Genomic DNA, 17,771 nt, shown 5'->3' with positions numbered 1-17,771 from the left:
GCGCGGCGCGCGGCCGCAGAAGCCTGATAACCTTGAAAACACAATCATCTGAAAGTGGACAATCGACATGGCCGACGTGCGTGACGTGAACCTGAACCGGCTTGCCGTCTTCGTCGCCGTGGTCGAAGCGGGTTCGCTGACGGCGGCCGCCACGCGGCTCGGGCTTGCGAAAACGATGGTCAGCACGCACATGCAGCGACTCGAAGCGGAAGTGGGCGCGAGCCTGCTGGTGCGTACGACGCGCCGTCTCGGCATCACCGAGGCAGGCCGTGCGTTCTACGACGCCAGCGTGAAAATCCTGCGCGCAGCGGAGGAAGCGCTGGCTGAAATCGGCGGCGAGGAGGCACCCGTGCGCGGCACACTGCGCGTGAGTTGCCCGATCGACTACGGCACGCTCGTGGTCGCGCCCGTGCTGGTGGAACTGCGCCGCGCGCATCCTCAGCTCGATATCGAACTGCTATGCAGCGACCACGTTGTCGATCTGATCGCGGACGGCATCGACGTCGCGATCCGGCTCGGTCGTCTCGCGGATTCGAACTATCGCGCAGTGATGCTGGGGCGCTACGAGAAATGGGTCGTCGCGAGTCCCGCGTTCATCGAGACCTGGGGCGAGCCGCAGACGCCCGCCGATCTCCCTGCAATGCCTTTCGTCGCGCTGACGGTTTTGCCGCACCCGCACACGCTCGACATGCGCCACACGAAAGGCGCGACGGAAAGCGTCCGTTGCGAGAACGCGTTTCTCGTGAACACGGCGGCAGCCGCGCGCGCGGCGACGCTCGCGGGCGGCGGACTGGGGCTGTTGACGGACTTTTCGATCGGCAACGACGTCGCGGCGGGGCGCCTCGTTCGGCTCTTGCCCGAATGGTCGACTGAGCCGGCGGGCATTCAGGCCGTGTTTCCGCCAACGCAGCACACGCCGTCCAAGGTCCGTGCGCTGATCGAGACGTTCAGGACGTACCTCGCGCGCGACGCGGCGCCGCTGCATCAGTAGAATTGTCCGTCCGGGTTTCAGCCGATCAAGCGGCGGTGTTGCCGTGCCGTTGACGTGACGAGATACCCCGTTGTGCGTAATCGACCAACACAAAGCGACCAACACGAAGCGACCATGAAAAACATCGACGACACGCAAGACATGCTCGGCGCCGCGTTTCTGCGCCATGACGATGCCAGCGCCAGCATGCGCGCCGAAGGCGAGCGGCTCGAACACGACAGCGCCGTGTATCGCACGCTGCTCGAATCGACCAAAGCGATTCCGTGGAAGATCGACTGGGCGACGATGGCCTTCACCTACATCGGCCCGCAGATCGAGGCGCTGCTCGGCTGGGCGCCGTCGTCGTGGAAAACGGTCAACGACTGGGCCGAACGGATGCATCCCGATGACCGGCAGAAGGTGGTCGAGTTTTGCGTCGCGCAGTCGCAGGCGGGCACCGATCACGAAGCGGATTATCGCGCGCTGACGAAAGACGGCGGCTATGTGTGGCTGCGCGACGTCGTGCATGTAGTGCGCACGCCGGATGGCGGCGTCGATTCGCTGATCGGCTTCATGTTCGACATCAGCGAACGCAAGCGCACGGAAGAAAAGCTCGCACGTCTGCAGAAGGAACTCGAAGACCTGTCGTTCAAGGACGGACTGACGGGCGCGGGCAACCGCCGCATGTTCGACGCCGTGATGCAGCGCGAGTGGGCTGCGGGTCAGGGAAGCGGCAAGCCGCTGTCGCTGATCATGATCGATATCGACTTCTTCAAGGCCTACAACGACTACTACGGCCACCTCCAGGGCGATGAATGCCTGAAGCGCGTCGCTGGCGTGCTCGCACAGGCCGCGCGTGACGGCGATTTTCTCGGACGGTTCGGCGGCGAGGAATTTGTGCTGGTGCTGCCGGACACGGACGCGGATATGGCCGTGAAAATGGCCGAACGCTGCCGCGATCTGATCGATGCCGAGGCGATCGCGCATGTGCGCTCGCCGCATCAGCAGCGCGTAACGGCGAGTTTCGGCGTGGGCACCATCGTGCCGACTGATTTGTCCGGCGGGATGGACACGACCGCGTTCATCAACCTGATCGACGCGCAGCTGTATCAGGCGAAGGACAACGGCCGCAACCGCATCGTCGCCGTCGATCGCGCGGGCCTGGGTGGCGAGGCGTTTCGCACGCACTCGCGCTGAGGCGCGTGTTCACATGCACTTTGAAAGAAACCGCGCGACGGGATCACACCGTCTTCAGTACACGCGGTTTCACCTCGGGCACGGGGATGGGGACGGGAAAGCTGGTTAACTCGCTTTTGCCCGCGACGATCGACAGATACCTCAAGCAACACACGCGCAGGAACGATGCGAAATTGCTCGGCACTTCACCGCGCAGCGCGATGAGTTCGTCGTAGAGCTTGACGGCGAATTGCGTGGTCGTCATGTTCTCGCGCGACGCGATTTCATGCAGCACGTCCCAGAAGAGATTCTCCAGACGCACAGTCGTAATCACGCCGTGGATGCGCAGCGAACGCGTGCGCGATTCGTAAAGGATCGGGTCCGCGTTCACGTAGACATTGCACATGGTTTGTCTCCATTGTTCGTATGAGTGCGGCGGCGTTCATCGCGCCCGCCTGCCGCACTCGATGAGTTCACGTGCGTCGATCAGATTGTGCGCCTGTTCATCTGCCCTGCGATGTAGTCGGCCTGACGGATCGCCAGCGTCACGATGGTCAGCGTCGGGTTTTCCGCCGCGCCCGTCGTGAACTGGCTGCCGTCGGAGATGAACAGGTTCGGCACATCATGCGTCTGGCCGAAACGGTTGCACACGCCGTCCTGCGCTTTCGCGCTCATGCGCGCGGTGCCGAGGTTGTGCGTCGACGGATAGGGCGGCACCTTATACACGGTCTTCGCGCCCGCCGCCTGATACACGGCGCTGCCCTGCTTGAAGCCGTGCTCGCGCATCGCTTCGTCGTTCGGATGGTCGTCGAAATGCACATTGGGCACAGGCAGGCCGTACTGGTCCTTCACGTCGGTATTCAGCGTGATGCGGTTGGTCTCGCGCGGCATGTCCTCACCGACGATCCACATGCCTGCCGTGTACGGATACGCGTCCATCGCCTGCGTGAAGTCCGAGCCCCATGCGCCGGGATCGAGAAACGCCGCATAGAAAGACAGCCCCAGCGACACCGTCTCCATGTGATAGCCGCCCGCGAAACCACGCGACGTATCGAAGCGCGCTTCGTCTTCGATGATGCCCGCCATCGTCGTGCCCTTGTACATGTCGACCTTGTCGTTGAACACGGCATAGACGGAGCCCGTCGTGTGACGCATGTAGTTGCGTCCCACCTGTCCCGACGAATTCGCCAACCCGTCAGGGAAGCGGCTCGAATGCGAATTCAGCAAGAGACGTGGTGTTTCGATCGCATTGCCCGCCACCGCGACGATGCGCGCCTTCTGGCGTTGCAGCTTGCCGGCGGCGTCGTAGTAGACGACGGCGCTTGCCTTGCCCTTCGCATCCGTTTCGATCTTCACGACCTGCGCCTGGGTGCGCAATTCCATGTGGCCCGTGGCCTGCGCGCGCGGAATCTCCGTGTAGAGCGTCGACCATTTCGCGCCTGTGCGACAGCCCTGGAAGCAGAAACCGCGCTGGAAGCAATGCGCGCGGTCGTCGCGCACGATGCTGTTGGTCGCCATGTGGCCGGTGTTGCATTCCTTGTAGCCGACCTTCGTTGCGCCGTTGTACATCACCTTGAAGTTGTTGTTGCCAGGCAGCCCAGGCAAACCGTTCGTGCGCGTCACGCCCATTTTCTTTTCGGCGCGGTCGTACCACGGCGCCATCTCCTCGCCCGTCACGGGCCAGTCGAGCAGGTTCGCGTCCTTGATCGTGCCGTAATTCGTTTTCGCCTTGAATTCGTGGGGCTTGATGCGCAGGCTCGCGCCCGCCCAGTGTGTCGTCGTGCCGCCGACTGTCTTGCAGATCCACGCGGGCAGGTTCGGGAAGTCGGTGGCAACGCGCCACGTGCCCGACGTCGTACGCTTGTCGAGCCACGACAGCATCGAGAACGAGCCCCATTCGTCTGTGGTGAAATCGCCTTGCGTATGCATCTTGCCCGCTTCGAGCACGATCACGTCGATACCCTTTTGCGCCAGCTCGTTCGCCAGCGTGCCGCCGCCCGCGCCGGAGCCGATGATGACCACGGCGCGCGCATCGTTGTGCGCGAAATGCACCTTGTTGTTGTCGTCCATGTCAGGTCTCCGTTGCTCAGCTGTCGGTGGGAATCGGACCGCTCGCGGCGGCGGGCGGATTCGGCAGCCACGCCAGATCGTTGAAGCCCTTGGTCAGATAGCCGCCGTCGCCTTGCGCCGCGCCGTAGCCGAAGTGCGCGTAGGCCATGTCGTTGCTGTACAGCGAGACGATGGCCGTCGTGCGCACGGTCGTGAAGAACGGCGTTTTCTGCATCGCGGCGACATCGCGCGCCTGCTCGGCGGGCGTGCGTTTGGTCCAGTCCGAACCGTTGAGCGCGTCGAGCTGCTTCACACCGTCGGCGAGTTGCTGACGCACGGCCGGGTCTTTCTGCGCCTTCGCGTCGAGGTCCTTGACGACGAGCGCATAGACCGCGTCGTCGAGCGTCTTGTGCGGGTACTGCTGCTTGACGAAGGCGAGCAGCACCGCCCCCTGATGCGTATCGAGCGCCTGCATTTCGAGCGCCCATACGCGGCTGGGCGCAAGCGTCGCGAGGATCGACGGGAACGCGAGCGTGCCGATCAGCACACCCGTGCCCTTGAGCCACTCGCGCCTCGCCAGCGAGCGCGGCGCATGCGGTGCATCCGGCTCATGAGCCGTGGCAGACGTTGCGGCGATTGGAATCACTCTGTGACTCATGCCTGTCTCCTTGATGGTTGTGTGGTGGGGGTACCGCGTCGTGCGCGGCTTTCTATTGGTAATGTCCGTGCCGTTCGAGCACTTCGATCTTGTAGCCGTCCGGGTCCTGAATGAAGAAGTAACGCGCGAGCAAGGCGCCGTCGTCGTTCTTGAATTCGCGCACGTCGTTCGGCGTCATGCCGAGTTGCAGGAGACGCTCGCGCTCGCGCTTCACGTCGTCGACAACGAACGCGACGTGCCCGTAACCGTCGCCATGCGAGTACGCGTCTTCGCGTCCCTTGTTCCAGGTGAGTTCGATCTCGTTGTCTGATTCGTCGTTGCGCAGATAGACAAGCGAGAAGTCCGGAAAATCGAGCCGATGCGAAGGCTCGAGCCCGAACGCACGCTGATAGAACTTCAGCGAGCGGTCGAGATCCTGAATGCGGACCATCGTGTGGATCATCTTGGCCATGTCGTCCCTCCTCCGTTTGATGCTGAGTGTAGGAGGGCAATGTGCGCCGTGGTAATGCAGGGCTAAATGCGCTTAGGGACTTGCCCTATGCTGCAGATGCGTGCGGGTGCGATGGGATCGGAAGGTGTCTTCGAGTGTGAAGACGATGCGATGCGCCGTCGGGCAATGAAGTGCGGCGCAGCATGCGCGCACGGCGCATGCTGCTGTTCGACGCACGATCCAGGGTAAGCGATAGGCCCGTGCGAATGTCGCAGCGTGGCTGCTGCGATGCGCCATCTGCTGGATGACAGCGAGCCTATAAAGCGTTCACCTCGTGCGGCGGGCTGATGCCCGCATGCGCGAGCGCTTCGTGCAGCGTGTCGAATACGTTCGACTCGCCGACGACCTGCGTTATACGATGCCGGTCCATATCGGCGCGCAGATAAGGATTCACTCGCCCGAAGATGACAGCCACCTTGCGCTCCTGCAGATCCGCAATCAGATCGCTCAGCGTGAGGGCCGCCGAATAGTCGAGTGCGGTGATCGCGCCGGCATCGATGACCAGCGAATGGAGGTCGCCGGACGCTGCATCGACGAGTTCGATCACTTCCGCTGTGAAGACATGATCGTTGGCAAAGAACAGATCGGAGCCGAAGCGGTACACGATGAGCCCCGGCGCGGTCATGATGCCCGGCTTCGCGGGCACGGGCTGCCATCTTCCGCTGGCGGGCGACGGTTCCATCACCATCGTATGTGGGCGATAGCTGTGCCGCACATGCCGCAGCAGCGACAACGCGACGGCGAGCAGAATGCCATGCTCGACGCCGACCATCACGACGGCTGCCGCCGTGATGAGTGCGAGCGTGAACTCGCCGGGGCTTTCGGCGCGGATCGCCGCGAGACTCGGCACGTTGACGAGTCCAATAGCGATCGTGAACACGATCCCGGCGAGCACGCAATGCGGCAGGTATTGCAGATACGAGCTCAGAAACAGCAGCACGACGACGACCACACCCGCGAACGCCAGTTGCCCGATCTGGCTACGCGTGCCCGCGCGTTCGGCCATTGCCGTCTGCGTCGGGCTGCCGTTGACGACGAACGTGCCGCTGAATGCGGCAGCGGCATTGGCCGCGGCCAGCCCGAGGATGTCCGCGTTGGTGTCCACTTCTTCGTGATACTGCTGCGCGAACACGCGAGCCGCGGCAGCGCTTTGCGCAATGATCATCACGAAGCACGACGCCGCCACGGGCACGAGGTCGAGAAACTGTTGCCACGTGACAGCCGGAAACGCGAACGGCGGCAGACCGCCGCTGATCGGGCCGAGGATCGTAATGCCGTGGCCGGCGAAATCGTAGGTCTTGCTCGCGGCGATGCTGCCTATCACGGCAATGAGGGGAATCGGCACGCGCGGCAAGAAGCGCTTGCCGACGAGAATCGCGCCCACCACCAGCACGGTGACCGCGAGGGTCGGCAGTTGCGCATGTACGACATGCCCGATCACATAAACCAGTTGCGCAAGACTCCGCGACGAAGGATACGGCACGGTCATGCCGAACATGTCGCCCAGCATCGCAATCGATACCTGTATGCCCACGCCCGTCAGGAAGCCGACCAGCACGGTACGCGAGAGGAAATCGGCGAGAAAGCCGAGCCTGAAGATGCGGGCAACCAACAGGAGCGCCGCCGTCAGCAATGCGACCATGCCCGCCAGCGCGACATACTCGACACTGCCCATCGGCGCAATGGTCGACGCGCGGCTGGCGAAGATGGTCGCCGTGGCCGAGTCGGCGGCGACCACGAGGTGGCGCGACGCGCCGAAGAACGCGAACGCGACGAGCGGCAGAAATACGGTGTACAGCCCCGTCACCGCGGGCATGCCGGCGATGCGCGCGTAGCCGAGCACCTGCGGTATGTCCATCGACGCGAGCGAGATGCCGGAGAACACGTCGCGCCATGCGCTCGCGCGGCCGATCGGCAGGATGCCTTTCAGAAGGCTCAGGGATGCTGAAGATTTTTCTTTTGAGTTATGCATGCTCAAGTACGTTGGAGTGCTATCCACGCATCCTGCCCTGAATGCTTGCGCTGTGGCAAGGAGCCTCGGCGCATATCCGCGCTCCGTACCGGAAATCATTCACACATCTGTACCGGTACTGTACCGGCTCCGATCGGTACACTGTCGCCAATCTCGAAATAGTTTGCGGAGCCGACCATGACCCTCGACATCCTGAGCGCCAGCGCCCTGCCCGCCGGCATCCTGTTCGCGCTCGTCACGACCATCACGCCCGGACCGAACAACACGATGCTGCTCGCATCCGGCGTCAATTTCGGTTTTCGCCGCACGCTGCCGCATATTCTCGGCATCAGCGCGGGCGTCGCGTTGCTGATGCTGTCGGTGGGTTTCGGGCTTGGTGAAGCGTTCCGCCGCTTCGAAGTGCTTTACACGGTGCTCGAAGTGCTGAGCGTCGTGTATCTGCTGTACCTCGCGTGGAAAATCGGCACGTCGGGCGAGATGCAGGTCAAGAAAGGCGAGCGCCGCCCGATGCGCTTTCATGAAGCGATCGCCTTCCAGTGGGTCAATCCGAAGGCATGGATGATGGTGCTCACGGCCGCGACGACGATTCATCTGAGCGCCGACTTCGGCATCAACGCGCTGTTGATGGCCGTGCTGTTCTATGTGATCGGCTTGCCGTGCATCTGCCTGTGGGCCGCGTTCGGCACCGCGATGCGCCGCGCGTTGTCGAACCCTGTGTGGCTGCGCACGTTCAACATTGCGATGGCTTTGATGCTCGTCGCGACGCTTTATCCCATCGTGTTGCGCCTGCTCGCGTGACGCGCGGACAGTCTGGAAATTTTTCTCGCCTTGCACGCCATTTTGGCCAGCCGCGGCGCGCTTCAAATGTCCGTTTTCCGCCACGGCCCGTCTCGCGAATTGAAAGTAGAATAGCCAACACATAACCCTGTTCTCGCGAGCGGGCTCAACGCTGTCCTCGCCGGCATCATTGCCGGATTGCGGCATTTGACGGGCTCGATAATTGCTCCAAGACCACGGTTATCTCCGAGCAGATTTCACCGGCGCGTACGCGACGCGCCAGTCCCGCCATTGACAGACGCAGACCGCAAGGGTCGGAGGCGTTGCACACATGGACGCACAGGAATCTCCGGACCGCGAGCGCGGCGGCCGGCAGCAGCAGTACGACAGCGCGCCTCTGCCGGATAGCGACGATCCGCAGGCACGGCATTACAGCTGGGTGCAGATCTGCCTGATCTCGGCGATGGGTCTCGCCGTCGGCGTGATGGGCACGGCTGCGTATGTGATCTGGTTCAACCGCGACCAGGTGGCCTACGCCGAAGCCGTCGAATCGGCCCGGCGCCCGCTGCCCACGACGGCAACCAGCGCGAACGGCGATCTGCGCATCCCGAGCCATGCAACTGCAGCTGTGCCGACGAGTTCAGTGTCGGGCCGCGTGATACCGGCACCGCCGACGCAAAAGCCCGCGCCCACCAACACCGACTCGCTCGCCGCAGCGCAGACAGCCGACGACGACACGGACGCAGACGCGGACCCGGACGACTCGTCGCAAGCCGCGCGCACCGCGCCGCCCGGGCCAAACAATTCCGCCGCCGCTCGCGCCGACCGTGGCAAGCAGCAGGGCAACGCCGCGCGCCATGCGCAACGGGCGAAACCGAAGGAAACGTTCGTGTCGCGGCTGACCGCGATGTTCCGCAAGGTCGGCTACCACCGCCGCACCCGAGAGCCCGGAAACAACCCCGATCCGTATTCGCACCCCTAGCCCACCGGCGTGAAGCAAACCGTCACGCCGATCCGCCCGCTCAGCCCGCGATGGCGCCCGCAGCCGATCGTGGTCGGCGCGCTCGCGCTCGCGTGCCTCGTGGTCGGGCTGCTCTACGTCGCCGTGCAGGTCAAGGCGCTATTCTCCGATCACTTCCAGCAGCAATACGCAACGCTCGTGCTGGAAGCCGTCGGGCGGGCCGACAACGCGCTCAACGTCGCGAGCCTGCTGAAGCGCAACGCGCCTTCGAATGGCGCTAACGCGACATACCAGCAAGCGCTCGACGAACTGGGCGCACGCATCACCGAACTCGACGCGCTGATCGGATCGAGTCCCGTCCCCGCGCCGCGCTTGCCGCAAGCCAATGCAACGGCAAAAAGTCTCGACGAACTGAAGCAGTCGCTCGCGGCCACGGCGGACTACTGGCACGCGCGCCGCGACGCCGTCAGCAACGATGTCCGCCGGCGCACGCTGCGCGTCGCGAGCGTGCTCGCCGTGCTGACCGTCGTGGTGACGGGCGCGCTGTTCGCGGCGCTCGTCGTGTTTGCGCGGCGGCATCGGCGGCTCGCGGGTCTCACGCATCAGTTCCGCCACGCCGCCCAGCATGACGCGATGACGGGCCTGCCCAACCGCCAGCAACTGCTCGCGCGGCTCGACCGCATCGCAGCCGAGCGCGCGCCCGGCAAATGCGCGGTGCTGTATGTCGACCTCGACGGCTTCAAGCAGGTCAACGACACCCTGGGTCACGCCATCGGCGACGAATTTCTGATCGTGCTCGCGCAGCGCTTTCGCCAGTCGCTGCGGCCCGGCGATATGGTCGCGCGCATGGGCGGCGACGAATTCGCGGCGCTCGTCTCCGGCTTCGGCAACGACACGGAACTCGCGGGCATCGCCGCGCGGCTGATGAACTGTGTCGGCGAAACCGACACGCAAATGGGCCTCGGCTTCGTGCGCGCGAGCGTCGGCATCGCGACCTATCCCGATCGCGTCGCCGATCACCGGTTGCTCGTCGCCGCCGCCGACGGCGCGATGTACGAAGTCAAACGCCACGGCAAGAATGGCTACGCGTTCGCCGTCAGCCCCATTCCGCCCGCATGATTTCGACGCGAGGCACCGCTTCCATCGAGTCGATTCCAGCGATCAACGCCGCCAGTTCAGCACGTCCATGCTGTTTCAATCGAATCTGAGAAACACAATCAACTTCCGTCCGGCGCTGCCGTTATAAGGGTTCAGCAAGGCGCGGCAGCATGCGCGCCGTCTCCTATGAACGGTCGAGTTGAAGTGCCTCACGCGTCAACCATCAGCCAGTGAAGAACATCGCGTCCGTAATGAGGTCGTTGACAGGCAGACTTCGCACATCCATCAAGCGCTTGCGGCCCCGCGGCCACGGCAACGCGCCGCATCGCGCGTTCATTCTGTTGCCCGCGCTGACCGTGCTGATCCTCGCTGTGTTGTGGGTCACGATCCTGATGCGCCTGCGCGTCGAAAAGACAGCCGTGCTGCACGACGCGCGTGTCGCAGCCGGCACCGTCGCGGGCGCGCTCGACACGCACACGCTGAAAACGATTCACGACGTCGACACGATTGCGCTGCTGGTCAAATACGGCTACGAAAGCTCGCCCGACACCTTCGACCTCAAGAAATACCAGGCTTACGGCCTCATCACCGCCGACACGGCGCTGCAAGTCACATTAGCTGGCGCGGACGGCCATGTGATCGCGTCGACGATTCCGTTTTCCGGCGCGATCGACCTCAGCGACCGCAAGCACTTTCGTGTGCATCGCGAGCGAGCCGACGTCGGGCTGTTCCTCAGTGAACCGCTGATCGGCCGCATCTCGCGGCAATGGTCGATTCAGGCGACGCGGCGCATCAACCGTCCGGACGGCAGCTTCGGCGGCGTCGTGATCGTGTCGGAGAATCCCGCTTGGCTCACCGACGGCTTTTACACGAGCGCCGCGCTCGGCGAGCACGGCATGATCGCGGTGTTGTCGGACCGAGGCTCGATGCTGTCGCGCCGCGCAGGCGATGCGCCGAGCCGCACGGGCGAGTCGCTGCCGACGGGCTACGTCGATCCGCGCGCGAACGACGAAATGTTCACCGACCCGATCGACCGCGTGGAGCGCATCGTCGCGCGCCGCGAGGTCAAGCGGTACGGGCTCACGGTGATGGCGGGCCTGTCCGTCGCCGAGACGCTCGACGACTACTACCGGATGCGCCGTGTCTACGTGACGATGGCAAGCGTGATTTCGGCGATTCTGGTCGGACTGTCCACGTGGATCGCCGCGCTGATCCTGAAATTGCTGAAGGGCCGGGAGCAGTTGCACCGGCTCGCGCATACCGACCGCCTGACGGGCCTGTCCAATCGCGGCTGCATCATGGATCTGCTCGAGGAAGCCGTCGCCGCGCCGGACGCCGCCGGCCGCGTGGCCGTGATTTTCGTCGACCTGGACCGCTTCAAGGAGCTCAACGATACGTTTGGCCACCATCTGGGCGACACGATTCTTGCTGAGATCGCGCGGCGCCTGACGGATGTTGCGCAGGGCCGAGCGCAGGTCGGACGGCTGGGCGGCGACGAGTTCCTGGTCGTGATCGAGGACGACGCGGCGCTGGCGCCCGAGGTCGCCGACGCGATCACGGCGGCGCTGGAGGTGCCCGTCAGCGTGCACGGCAATGCGTACCGTGTGTGCGCGAGCCTCGGCATCGCGGTGCTGCAACCGGGCGAACGCGCGGAGGATCTGGTGAAAAGCGCGGACCGGGTGATGTACGACGCAAAGGAACTCAGCCGCGCGAACCGCGCGCCAAGGGCAAAGAATGCGCTCGTCGCGTGATACGTGGACAACTCGGGGCAGAGCCATACAACGCGTTCGACCCACAGTTTGGTCGCGGCGCAACGAATGCTTCTAAAACAGGGAAACCGGCTCAAGCTTTGCGGCTTGCTGTCGTTAGCGCAGGGTATGGAAAAGAAACTTGCACAACGCATCGTCAGTTCGGCGCACCGCGCGGCAGAAGCGATCGCGAACGCCCGCGCGGATCTGCTCGAAGTCCAGCGGGATCAGCTGTACAGCCGCGTGTTCATCGGGCTGCTGGAAGACAATGTCGGCGCGGCAAACATCGGCGAACTGATCGACTCGCTTGCCAGGCCCTGACGTTGCCTCTCGCGCCTCCCGTGCTCAGCCCCGGCCGATTCGCTCGATGAAGCGCCACAACGCGTCATCGGTCGAATGCGGGACGTTGAAGCGGAACCACGCGCTCGGTGCATCGTCGGGACGGAAATAGGAACCTGGAGCGAGCCAGATGCCGTCGGACAGCGCCGCCGTCGCGATCTCGCCCGCGCGCTCCGGCTCCACGGGCAAGCGGGCGAACAGGAACAGCCCCGCCCGGGGCCGGTGAAAGGCTTCCAGCCCCAGCGCATCCAGCCGTTCCTCGACGATCGCGTGCGCCGCGCGCAGCCTCTCGTTGACCTGCTCGACATGGCGCGCGTAGCGCCCTTCGTTCAACACCTTGTCGACGATCCGCTCGATCGCCTCCGACGACGTCAACCCAACCGCCATCTTCGTGCGCGCCAGTTCGCGCAGCACGTCGCGCTCGGCGACCACATAGCCGCAACGCAACGCGGGCGTCACCGTCTTCGAAAAGCCGCTGATGTACAGCACGCGGCGTAAGCCCTCCATTGCCGCGAAAATCGGCGCGCCGGGGGAGCCAAGCTCGCGGCTCACGTCGTCCTCGATCACCCACATGCGGTTGCGCTCGGCGATCTGCAGCAGTCGGAACGCGGACGCCATGCCGTAGGTCGCTCCCGTCGGATTCTGCAAGGTCGTGTTGACGAAGATCGCCTTCGGATGATGCGCGTCGACGATTTGCTCCAGCACGTCCGTATCGATGCCCGCCGGCGTGCGCGGCACGCCGATCACGTTCAGCCCGGCGAGCTTCAGAATTTGCAGCAGGTTGCAGTAGCCCGGATCTTCGACGACGACGGTATCGCCCGCGCGCAGCAGCGTGCGCACGATCAGATCGAGCGCCTGGGTCGCGCCCTGCGTCAGCAGCACGTTCGACACCTCGACGGGCAGGCCGCGCCGGTCCATCTGCTCGGCGATCTTCGCCCGCAGCGGCGCGAAGCCGTACGGATGCCCATAGTCGCCGAGACGCGCGGCGGGCACGCGGCTCATCGCGCGAAACGCGTGCTGCATGCCCGTTTCGTTGATCCACTCGTTGGGCAGCCAGCCGCCACCTGCCTTGATCGGCATGGAATGGTCGGCGAACACGTCGGACAGCAGCCAGGTCGCGGTGAGGCTGGGCGGCTGCCAGTCGACGGTATTCGCATGCGCAGCCCGCGCGCGCGGCGCGACGCGATAACCGGAGCCGCGCCGTGCCGTCACGAGGCCCATCGACACGAGCCGGTTGTACGCCTCCGTCACCGTGAACGTGCTCAGCGAATGCGATTGCGCAAGCTGCCGCACCGACGGCAACAGTGCGCCGGCGCGCAGCGCCTGGCTGTCGATTGCATGTGCGAAGCCTTGCACGACCTGCTCGACGAGCGTCGGCGCTAAACGGCGGTCACGATCCAGTTCGAGTTCGATCATCAGCGTTAATCCAGACGGCAACAGATACCGCGCCAATTCCAGCACAGTTGGGCCGATTCGACCAGCACAGTTAGCAGCGCAGTGAGTGAACTGTTTATGTCCGCCATTTAACCTCGGACGCTACAGTTTCGCTATCCATTCGAGGAGAAACTCATGACTTCGCGCCCTGTAATCGACGATCTGTCGAACTTCTGGATGCCTTTCACCGCCAACCGCCAGTTCAAGTCGGCGCCGCGCCTGCTGGAATCGGCGAAAGGCATGTACTACCGTTCGACCGACGGGCGCGACGTGCTCGACGCATGCGCGGGCCTGTGGTGCGTGAACGCGGGTCACGGCCGCGACGAGATCGTCGCTGCCGTCCAGAAGCAGGCCGCCACGCTCGACTTCGCGCCGACCTTCCAGATGGGTCACCCGCTCGCGTTCGAAGCGGCGTCGAAAGTCGCGGAACTGATGCCCGAAGGGCTCGACCGCGTGTTCTTCACGAACTCCGGCTCGGAGTCAGTCGATACCGCGCTGAAGATCGCACTCGCCTATCACCGCGCGCGCGGCGAAGGACAGCGCACGCGCCTGATCGGCCGCGAGCGCGGCTATCACGGCGTCGGCTTTGGCGGCATTTCGGTTGGCGGCATTGCGCCGAACCGCAAGACGTTCTCGGGCGCGCTATTGCCGTCCATCGATCACCTGCCGCACACGCACAACCTCGAACACAATGCGTTCTCGAAGGGCCAGCCGGCCCGGGGCGCGCATCTCGCCGACGAACTGGAACGCATCGTCACGCTGCACGACGCGTCGACGATCGCCGCCGTGATCGTCGAACCCGTAGCGGGCTCGACGGGCGTGCTGATCCCGCCGCAAGGCTATCTGCAGAAGCTGCGCGACATCTGCACGAAGCACGGCATCCTGCTGATTTTCGACGAGGTGATCACGGGCTTTGGGCGTCTGGGCGCAGCGACGGCCAGCGAATACTTCGGTGTGAAGCCCGATCTGCTGACGATGGCCAAGGCGATCAATAACGCCTCCGTGCCGATGGGTGCCGTCGCGGCAAGCCGCACGGTGCACGACACGATCGTCAACGCTGGCGCGCAAGGCGCGATCGAGCTGTTCCACGGCTATACGTACTCGGCGCACCCGCTGGCCGCCGCCGCCTGCGTGGCGACGCTCGACCTGTATCGCAGCGAAGGGCTGTTCGAGCGCGCGGCATCGATGGCGCCGAAGTTCGAAGCCGCCGTTCACGCGCTGCGCGACGCGAAGTACGTGAAGGACATCCGCAATCTCGGCATGGTCGCGGGCATCGAGTTGGAGCCGCGCGATGGCGCGCCGGGCGCTCGCGCGTACGAGGCGTTCGTCAAGTGCTTCGAGGCGGGCGTGCTGATCCGCTTCACGGGCGACATTCTGGCCTTCTCGCCGCCGCTTATCATCGACGAAGCGCAGATCGACCAGATCTTCCAGACCGTCCGCAACGCGCTGGCTTCGATCCAGTAAGCGTCTTGCACGCCGCTGCTGCTCGCCGATCGTTTAAACGGCGGCGAGCGCGGCGGCGGTCCTCCCTGACCTTCAATGATGCGCACGCGCGGCCCGCGTATGCGCGGCCTTCTTCGCGGCCGCCGACCGGCCCGCCGCGCCCTTCGTCGCAGCCGCCTTCTTCGCCGCAGCCGAGCGGCTTGCGGCCGGACGACGCGCTGCCGCTGCCTTCGTCTGCTTCGACAGCGCTTCCTTCGATGCGCCCTGTCCGCTTTCGCGTTTCAGCACGGCCTTGGCAACGCGCGAGCGTTTCGCCGTCGATTCGCTGCTCGGACGGCGTGCGGCCGTGGGCTTCGAGGCCGTCGCAGTGCTTGTCTTCGCCGTAGCCTTCTTCGCGGCTGAGTGCTTTGCGGCAGGCGTCTTCTTCTGTCCCGCAGCCGTGTCCTTCGCGGCTTTCTTGCGCGTGGCCGCGCTCGTCGTTCCCGCCTTCGGCTGCTTCAGCGCGACGCCCGCGCGGCGAGCCTTCGACAGACCGATCGCGATAGCCTGCTTCGCCGATTTGACGCCGTGCTTGCCTTCGCGCACGTGGTCGATTTCTTCCTTCACGAATTCGCCCGCTTGAGTGCTCGACGACTTGCCGGCGCGCTTGTCGGCGGCGGCACGCTTGAGGGTTGCTTTATCAGGCATGACAGTGCTCCCGTTGAATGGTGGCCTGTCATACGCAGCAACGGGTGTGCCTTGTCCTCGCTGACGCCTGTCCTGGCTTGAAAGCCCTGCGTTTTTGCGGTCCTCCGCCCGCTCGCCAGGCGAAGGGATCCTTCGATTCGCGCTGCCTGGCAATAACGACGCAGGCGGCCCCGATGCGCAACGAGGGCTGCGCAATGCGCCGATAGCGTCTATGGTTTACGTCAAAGGCGGCGATGCAACCGTCAGGAGACGCCTCATGAACACACAGACAGTCAGGGCAGGCGCCCATATCGAAGGGATTCACTGGGTGGCGGAATACGCGGAGACGATGCACGAGATCCGCATCTTCCGCGAAGGCCAGGAAGTGGACGTGCACAATGCGCCATCGACGCTGTTCGGCGACGAAGAGAACGCCGGTTCGAAAAGCTGCGCGGACCATCGCGCGGCGGAAGCGGCCGTGCTCGCGTATCTGCGCCATTTCGTTGCCGAGCACGACGCCGAGGAATGACGGCGCGCACATGAAAAAGGCCAGCCGCGGGGCTGGCCTTCCGGACGCGTCTTACATTCGCGGAATCAGTCCGCGGGACGCAGTTTCTTCACTTCGGCGTCGGACGGCTGCACGCTCGCGCCGTCGATATAGCGATACGACGTCATCACACCCTTGCCGTCCTTCAGCGCGGTCACACCGACGAACGCGCCCATCGTCGACTGGTTGTCCTGCGGGCGATACGTAATCGGCCCGAAGGGCGTATCGACATTCAAGCCCTTGAACGCGGCCGCGAGCTTGTCGGGATCGGTTGAGCCCGCCTTCTTGATGCCGTTTGCAATCGACATCAGCGCCGCATAGCCGACCACCGAACCGAGGCGCGGATAGTCGTGATACTTCGCTTCGTAGTCCGCGACGAACTTCTTGTTCGCGGGTGTATCGATGGAATACCACGGGTAGCCCGTCACGATCCAGCCGACGGGCGCTTCTGCGCCGAGCGTATCGAGGTAATCCGGCTCGCCCGTCAGCAGCGACACGACGCTGCGGTCCTTGAATAGCCCGCGCGTATTGCCTTCGCGGACGAACTTGCCGAGGTCTGCGCTGAACAGCACGTTGAAGATCGCGTCGGGCTTTGCGTCGGCGAGGGCCTGCACGGTCGAGCCGGCGTCCAGGTTGCCGAGCGGGGTTGCCTGTTCGGTGACGAACTCGACGTCGGGCTGCGCGGCCTTCAGCAGCTTCTTGAACGTGGCCACCGCCGACTGGCCGTATTCATAGTTCGGGTACACGAGTGCCCAGCGCTTTTTCTTCAGTTTTGCCGCTTCTGGTGCGAGCATCGCGACCTGCATGTACGTGGAAGGACGCAGGCGGTACGTGTACTTGTTGCCGTCGGCCCAGACGATCTTGTCGGTGAGCGGCTCGGCGGCGAGGAAGAACATGCGCTTCTGTTTCGCGAAGTCCGTTAGCGCGAGGCCCGTGTTCGACAGATAGCCGCCGAATAGCAGTTGCACCCGCTCGCGGGCGATCAGTTCTTGCGCGACGCGGATCGTGTCGCCGGGGTTCGCGTTGTCGTCGCGTGAGATTACTTCGAGCTTTTTGCCTAGCACGCCGCCGGTTGCGTTTACCTGATCTAACGCGAGATTCCAGCCGTTTTTATAGGGCATCAGGAAGGCGGGCTGTGCCTTGTAGCTGTTAATTTCGCCGATTTTGATGGTCTGTTGCGCGTAAGCGCTGAGGGCCGTCAGCGAGACGGCTAGTGAAGCGGCAATGCGGGAAATCCATGCTGCGCGCGAGGTCATGCGGTGGCTCCGTTTTATTTATCCGTTCAAGGGTGCGGGTACGTGTGAAGGTTGAATCGTACCGGTTCTTTGCGTTCGCGGTGCGGGCGTTGGTTTTGGTTTGCTCGTGGTTGCGCTGGCATCCGCGTGTTGCCTTCGTGCTTCAAGCGTCGCCCCTGTGCGGGGCGGCACCTACTTTTCTTTGCCG

General features: G+C 64.2%; 17 protein-coding genes. 9 read left to right on the top strand and 8 right to left on the bottom strand.

The features are described from left to right. Positions 1-67 precede the first annotated feature (67 nt). Both SB822_RS40800 and SB822_RS40795 read left to right on the top strand, forming a co-directional pair. Entirely contained in the window at positions 68-991 is a 924-nt protein-coding gene (locus tag SB822_RS40800; protein ID WP_007747239.1) for a LysR family transcriptional regulator, read from the top strand. Between the two features lie 114 nt (positions 992-1,105). Next, a complete protein-coding gene (locus SB822_RS40795; protein WP_410857357.1) occupies positions 1,106-2,167 on the top strand; it encodes a diguanylate cyclase in 1,062 nt (353 codons plus the stop codon). Between the two features lie 43 nt (positions 2,168-2,210). On the opposite strand, the gene SB822_RS40790 is transcribed toward SB822_RS40795, so the two are convergent. The 5 genes from SB822_RS40790 to SB822_RS40770 form a co-directional block, all read right to left on the bottom strand. Then, positions 2,211-2,552, bottom strand: coding sequence for a ribbon-helix-helix domain-containing protein (locus tag SB822_RS40790; RefSeq protein ID WP_007747228.1), 342 nt, complete (start codon positions 2,550-2,552; stop codon positions 2,211-2,213). A gap of 80 nt (positions 2,553-2,632) precedes the next feature. After that, positions 2,633-4,216, bottom strand: coding sequence for a GMC family oxidoreductase (locus tag SB822_RS40785; protein ID WP_007747226.1), 1,584 nt, complete (start codon positions 4,214-4,216; stop codon positions 2,633-2,635). A gap of 16 nt (positions 4,217-4,232) precedes the next feature. Then, a complete protein-coding gene (locus SB822_RS40780) occupies positions 4,233-4,853 on the bottom strand; it encodes a hypothetical protein (protein ID WP_009771610.1) in 621 nt (206 codons plus the stop codon). A gap of 52 nt (positions 4,854-4,905) precedes the next feature. After that, positions 4,906-5,304 carry a VOC family protein gene (locus SB822_RS40775; RefSeq protein WP_007748683.1) on the bottom strand — a complete coding sequence of 133 codons (399 nt, stop codon included), beginning with the start codon at positions 5,302-5,304 and terminating at the stop codon, positions 4,906-4,908. Positions 5,305-5,599: 295 nt separating this feature from the next. Further along, on the bottom strand, positions 5,600-7,315 hold the full coding sequence (locus SB822_RS40770; protein ID WP_410857356.1) for a SulP family inorganic anion transporter: 1,716 nt from the start codon (positions 7,313-7,315) through the stop codon (positions 5,600-5,602). 177 nt (positions 7,316-7,492) lie between these two features. On the opposite strand from SB822_RS40770, the gene SB822_RS40765 reads away from it, so the two are divergent. From SB822_RS40765 to SB822_RS40745, 5 genes are all read left to right on the top strand, one after another. Then, complete coding sequence (locus SB822_RS40765) at positions 7,493-8,113, top strand: LysE family translocator (RefSeq protein WP_007748687.1); 621 nt, start codon at positions 7,493-7,495, stop codon at positions 8,111-8,113. 310 nt (positions 8,114-8,423) lie between these two features. After that, positions 8,424-9,074 (top strand): hypothetical protein, encoded by a 651-nt coding sequence (locus SB822_RS40760; RefSeq protein WP_410857355.1) that lies wholly within the window; start codon positions 8,424-8,426, stop codon positions 9,072-9,074. Between the two features lie 9 nt (positions 9,075-9,083). Continuing rightward, complete coding sequence (locus tag SB822_RS40755) at positions 9,084-10,172, top strand: diguanylate cyclase domain-containing protein (protein ID WP_410857354.1); 1,089 nt, start codon at positions 9,084-9,086, stop codon at positions 10,170-10,172. Positions 10,173-10,402: 230 nt separating this feature from the next. Beyond that, positions 10,403-11,902 carry a diguanylate cyclase domain-containing protein gene (locus SB822_RS40750; RefSeq protein WP_410857353.1) on the top strand — a complete coding sequence of 500 codons (1,500 nt, stop codon included), beginning with the start codon at positions 10,403-10,405 and terminating at the stop codon, positions 11,900-11,902. 3 nt (positions 11,903-11,905) lie between these two features. Next, positions 11,906-12,220, top strand: coding sequence for a hypothetical protein (locus SB822_RS40745; RefSeq protein WP_318268128.1), 315 nt, complete (start codon positions 11,906-11,908; stop codon positions 12,218-12,220). Positions 12,221-12,244: 24 nt separating this feature from the next. Here SB822_RS40745 and SB822_RS40740 read toward each other — a convergent pair whose 3' ends face one another. After that, on the bottom strand, positions 12,245-13,654 hold the full coding sequence (locus SB822_RS40740; protein ID WP_009771603.1) for a PLP-dependent aminotransferase family protein: 1,410 nt from the start codon (positions 13,652-13,654) through the stop codon (positions 12,245-12,247). Positions 13,655-13,807: 153 nt separating this feature from the next. On the opposite strand from SB822_RS40740, the gene SB822_RS40735 reads away from it, so the two are divergent. Next, positions 13,808-15,136: an aspartate aminotransferase family protein gene (locus SB822_RS40735; RefSeq protein WP_410857352.1), complete on the top strand. Its 1,329-nt coding sequence runs from the start codon at positions 13,808-13,810 to the stop codon at positions 15,134-15,136. Between the two features lie 72 nt (positions 15,137-15,208). Here SB822_RS40735 and SB822_RS40730 read toward each other — a convergent pair whose 3' ends face one another. Then, complete coding sequence (locus SB822_RS40730; protein ID WP_410857351.1) at positions 15,209-15,802, bottom strand: DUF6496 domain-containing protein; 594 nt, start codon at positions 15,800-15,802, stop codon at positions 15,209-15,211. Positions 15,803-16,058: 256 nt separating this feature from the next. Here SB822_RS40730 and SB822_RS40725 point away from each other — a divergent pair, with 256 nt between their 5' ends. Continuing rightward, on the top strand, positions 16,059-16,310 hold the full coding sequence (locus SB822_RS40725) for a hypothetical protein (protein WP_007748721.1): 252 nt from the start codon (positions 16,059-16,061) through the stop codon (positions 16,308-16,310). A 65-nt stretch (positions 16,311-16,375) separates the two neighbouring features. Here SB822_RS40725 and SB822_RS40720 read toward each other — a convergent pair whose 3' ends face one another. Continuing rightward, a complete protein-coding gene (locus SB822_RS40720) occupies positions 16,376-17,584 on the bottom strand; it encodes an ABC transporter substrate-binding protein (protein WP_410857350.1) in 1,209 nt (402 codons plus the stop codon). Between the last annotated feature and the right edge of the window lie 187 nt (positions 17,585-17,771).

This window comes from Paraburkholderia sp. SIMBA_054 (assembly GCF_046534875.1).
Taxonomy (GTDB): Bacteria; Pseudomonadota; Gammaproteobacteria; order Burkholderiales; family Burkholderiaceae; genus Paraburkholderia; species Paraburkholderia hospita.
The sequence above is the reverse complement of the archived record's forward strand: the minus strand, read 5'-3'. Positions and strand labels throughout refer to the sequence as shown.

Bases quoted from the DNA above. Each gene is read 5' to 3' on its own strand.
- SB822_RS40800 (WP_007747239.1), top strand. From the start codon at position 68: ATGGCCGACGTGCGTGACGTGAACCTGAACCGGCTTGCCGTCTTCGTC.
- SB822_RS40795 (WP_410857357.1), top strand. From the start codon at position 1,106: ATGAAAAACATCGACGACACGCAAGACATGCTCGGCGCCGCGTTTCTG.
- SB822_RS40790 (WP_007747228.1), bottom strand. From the start codon at position 2,552: ATGTGCAATGTCTACGTGAACGCGGACCCGATCCTTTACGAATCGCGC.
- SB822_RS40785 (WP_007747226.1), bottom strand. From the start codon at position 4,216: ATGGACGACAACAACAAGGTGCATTTCGCGCACAACGATGCGCGCGCC.
- SB822_RS40780 (WP_009771610.1), bottom strand. From the start codon at position 4,853: ATGAGTCACAGAGTGATTCCAATCGCCGCAACGTCTGCCACGGCTCAT.
- SB822_RS40775 (WP_007748683.1), bottom strand. From the start codon at position 5,304: ATGGCCAAGATGATCCACACGATGGTCCGCATTCAGGATCTCGACCGC.
- SB822_RS40770 (WP_410857356.1), bottom strand. From the start codon at position 7,315: ATGCATAACTCAAAAGAAAAATCTTCAGCATCCCTGAGCCTTCTGAAA.
- SB822_RS40765 (WP_007748687.1), top strand. From the start codon at position 7,493: ATGACCCTCGACATCCTGAGCGCCAGCGCCCTGCCCGCCGGCATCCTG.
- SB822_RS40760 (WP_410857355.1), top strand. From the start codon at position 8,424: ATGGACGCACAGGAATCTCCGGACCGCGAGCGCGGCGGCCGGCAGCAG.
- SB822_RS40750 (WP_410857353.1), top strand. From the start codon at position 10,403: ATGAGGTCGTTGACAGGCAGACTTCGCACATCCATCAAGCGCTTGCGG.
- SB822_RS40740 (WP_009771603.1), bottom strand. From the start codon at position 13,654: ATGATCGAACTCGAACTGGATCGTGACCGCCGTTTAGCGCCGACGCTC.
- SB822_RS40735 (WP_410857352.1), top strand. From the start codon at position 13,808: ATGACTTCGCGCCCTGTAATCGACGATCTGTCGAACTTCTGGATGCCT.
- SB822_RS40730 (WP_410857351.1), bottom strand. From the start codon at position 15,802: ATGCCTGATAAAGCAACCCTCAAGCGTGCCGCCGCCGACAAGCGCGCC.
- SB822_RS40725 (WP_007748721.1), top strand. From the start codon at position 16,059: ATGAACACACAGACAGTCAGGGCAGGCGCCCATATCGAAGGGATTCAC.
- SB822_RS40720 (WP_410857350.1), bottom strand. From the start codon at position 17,584: ATGACCTCGCGCGCAGCATGGATTTCCCGCATTGCCGCTTCACTAGCC.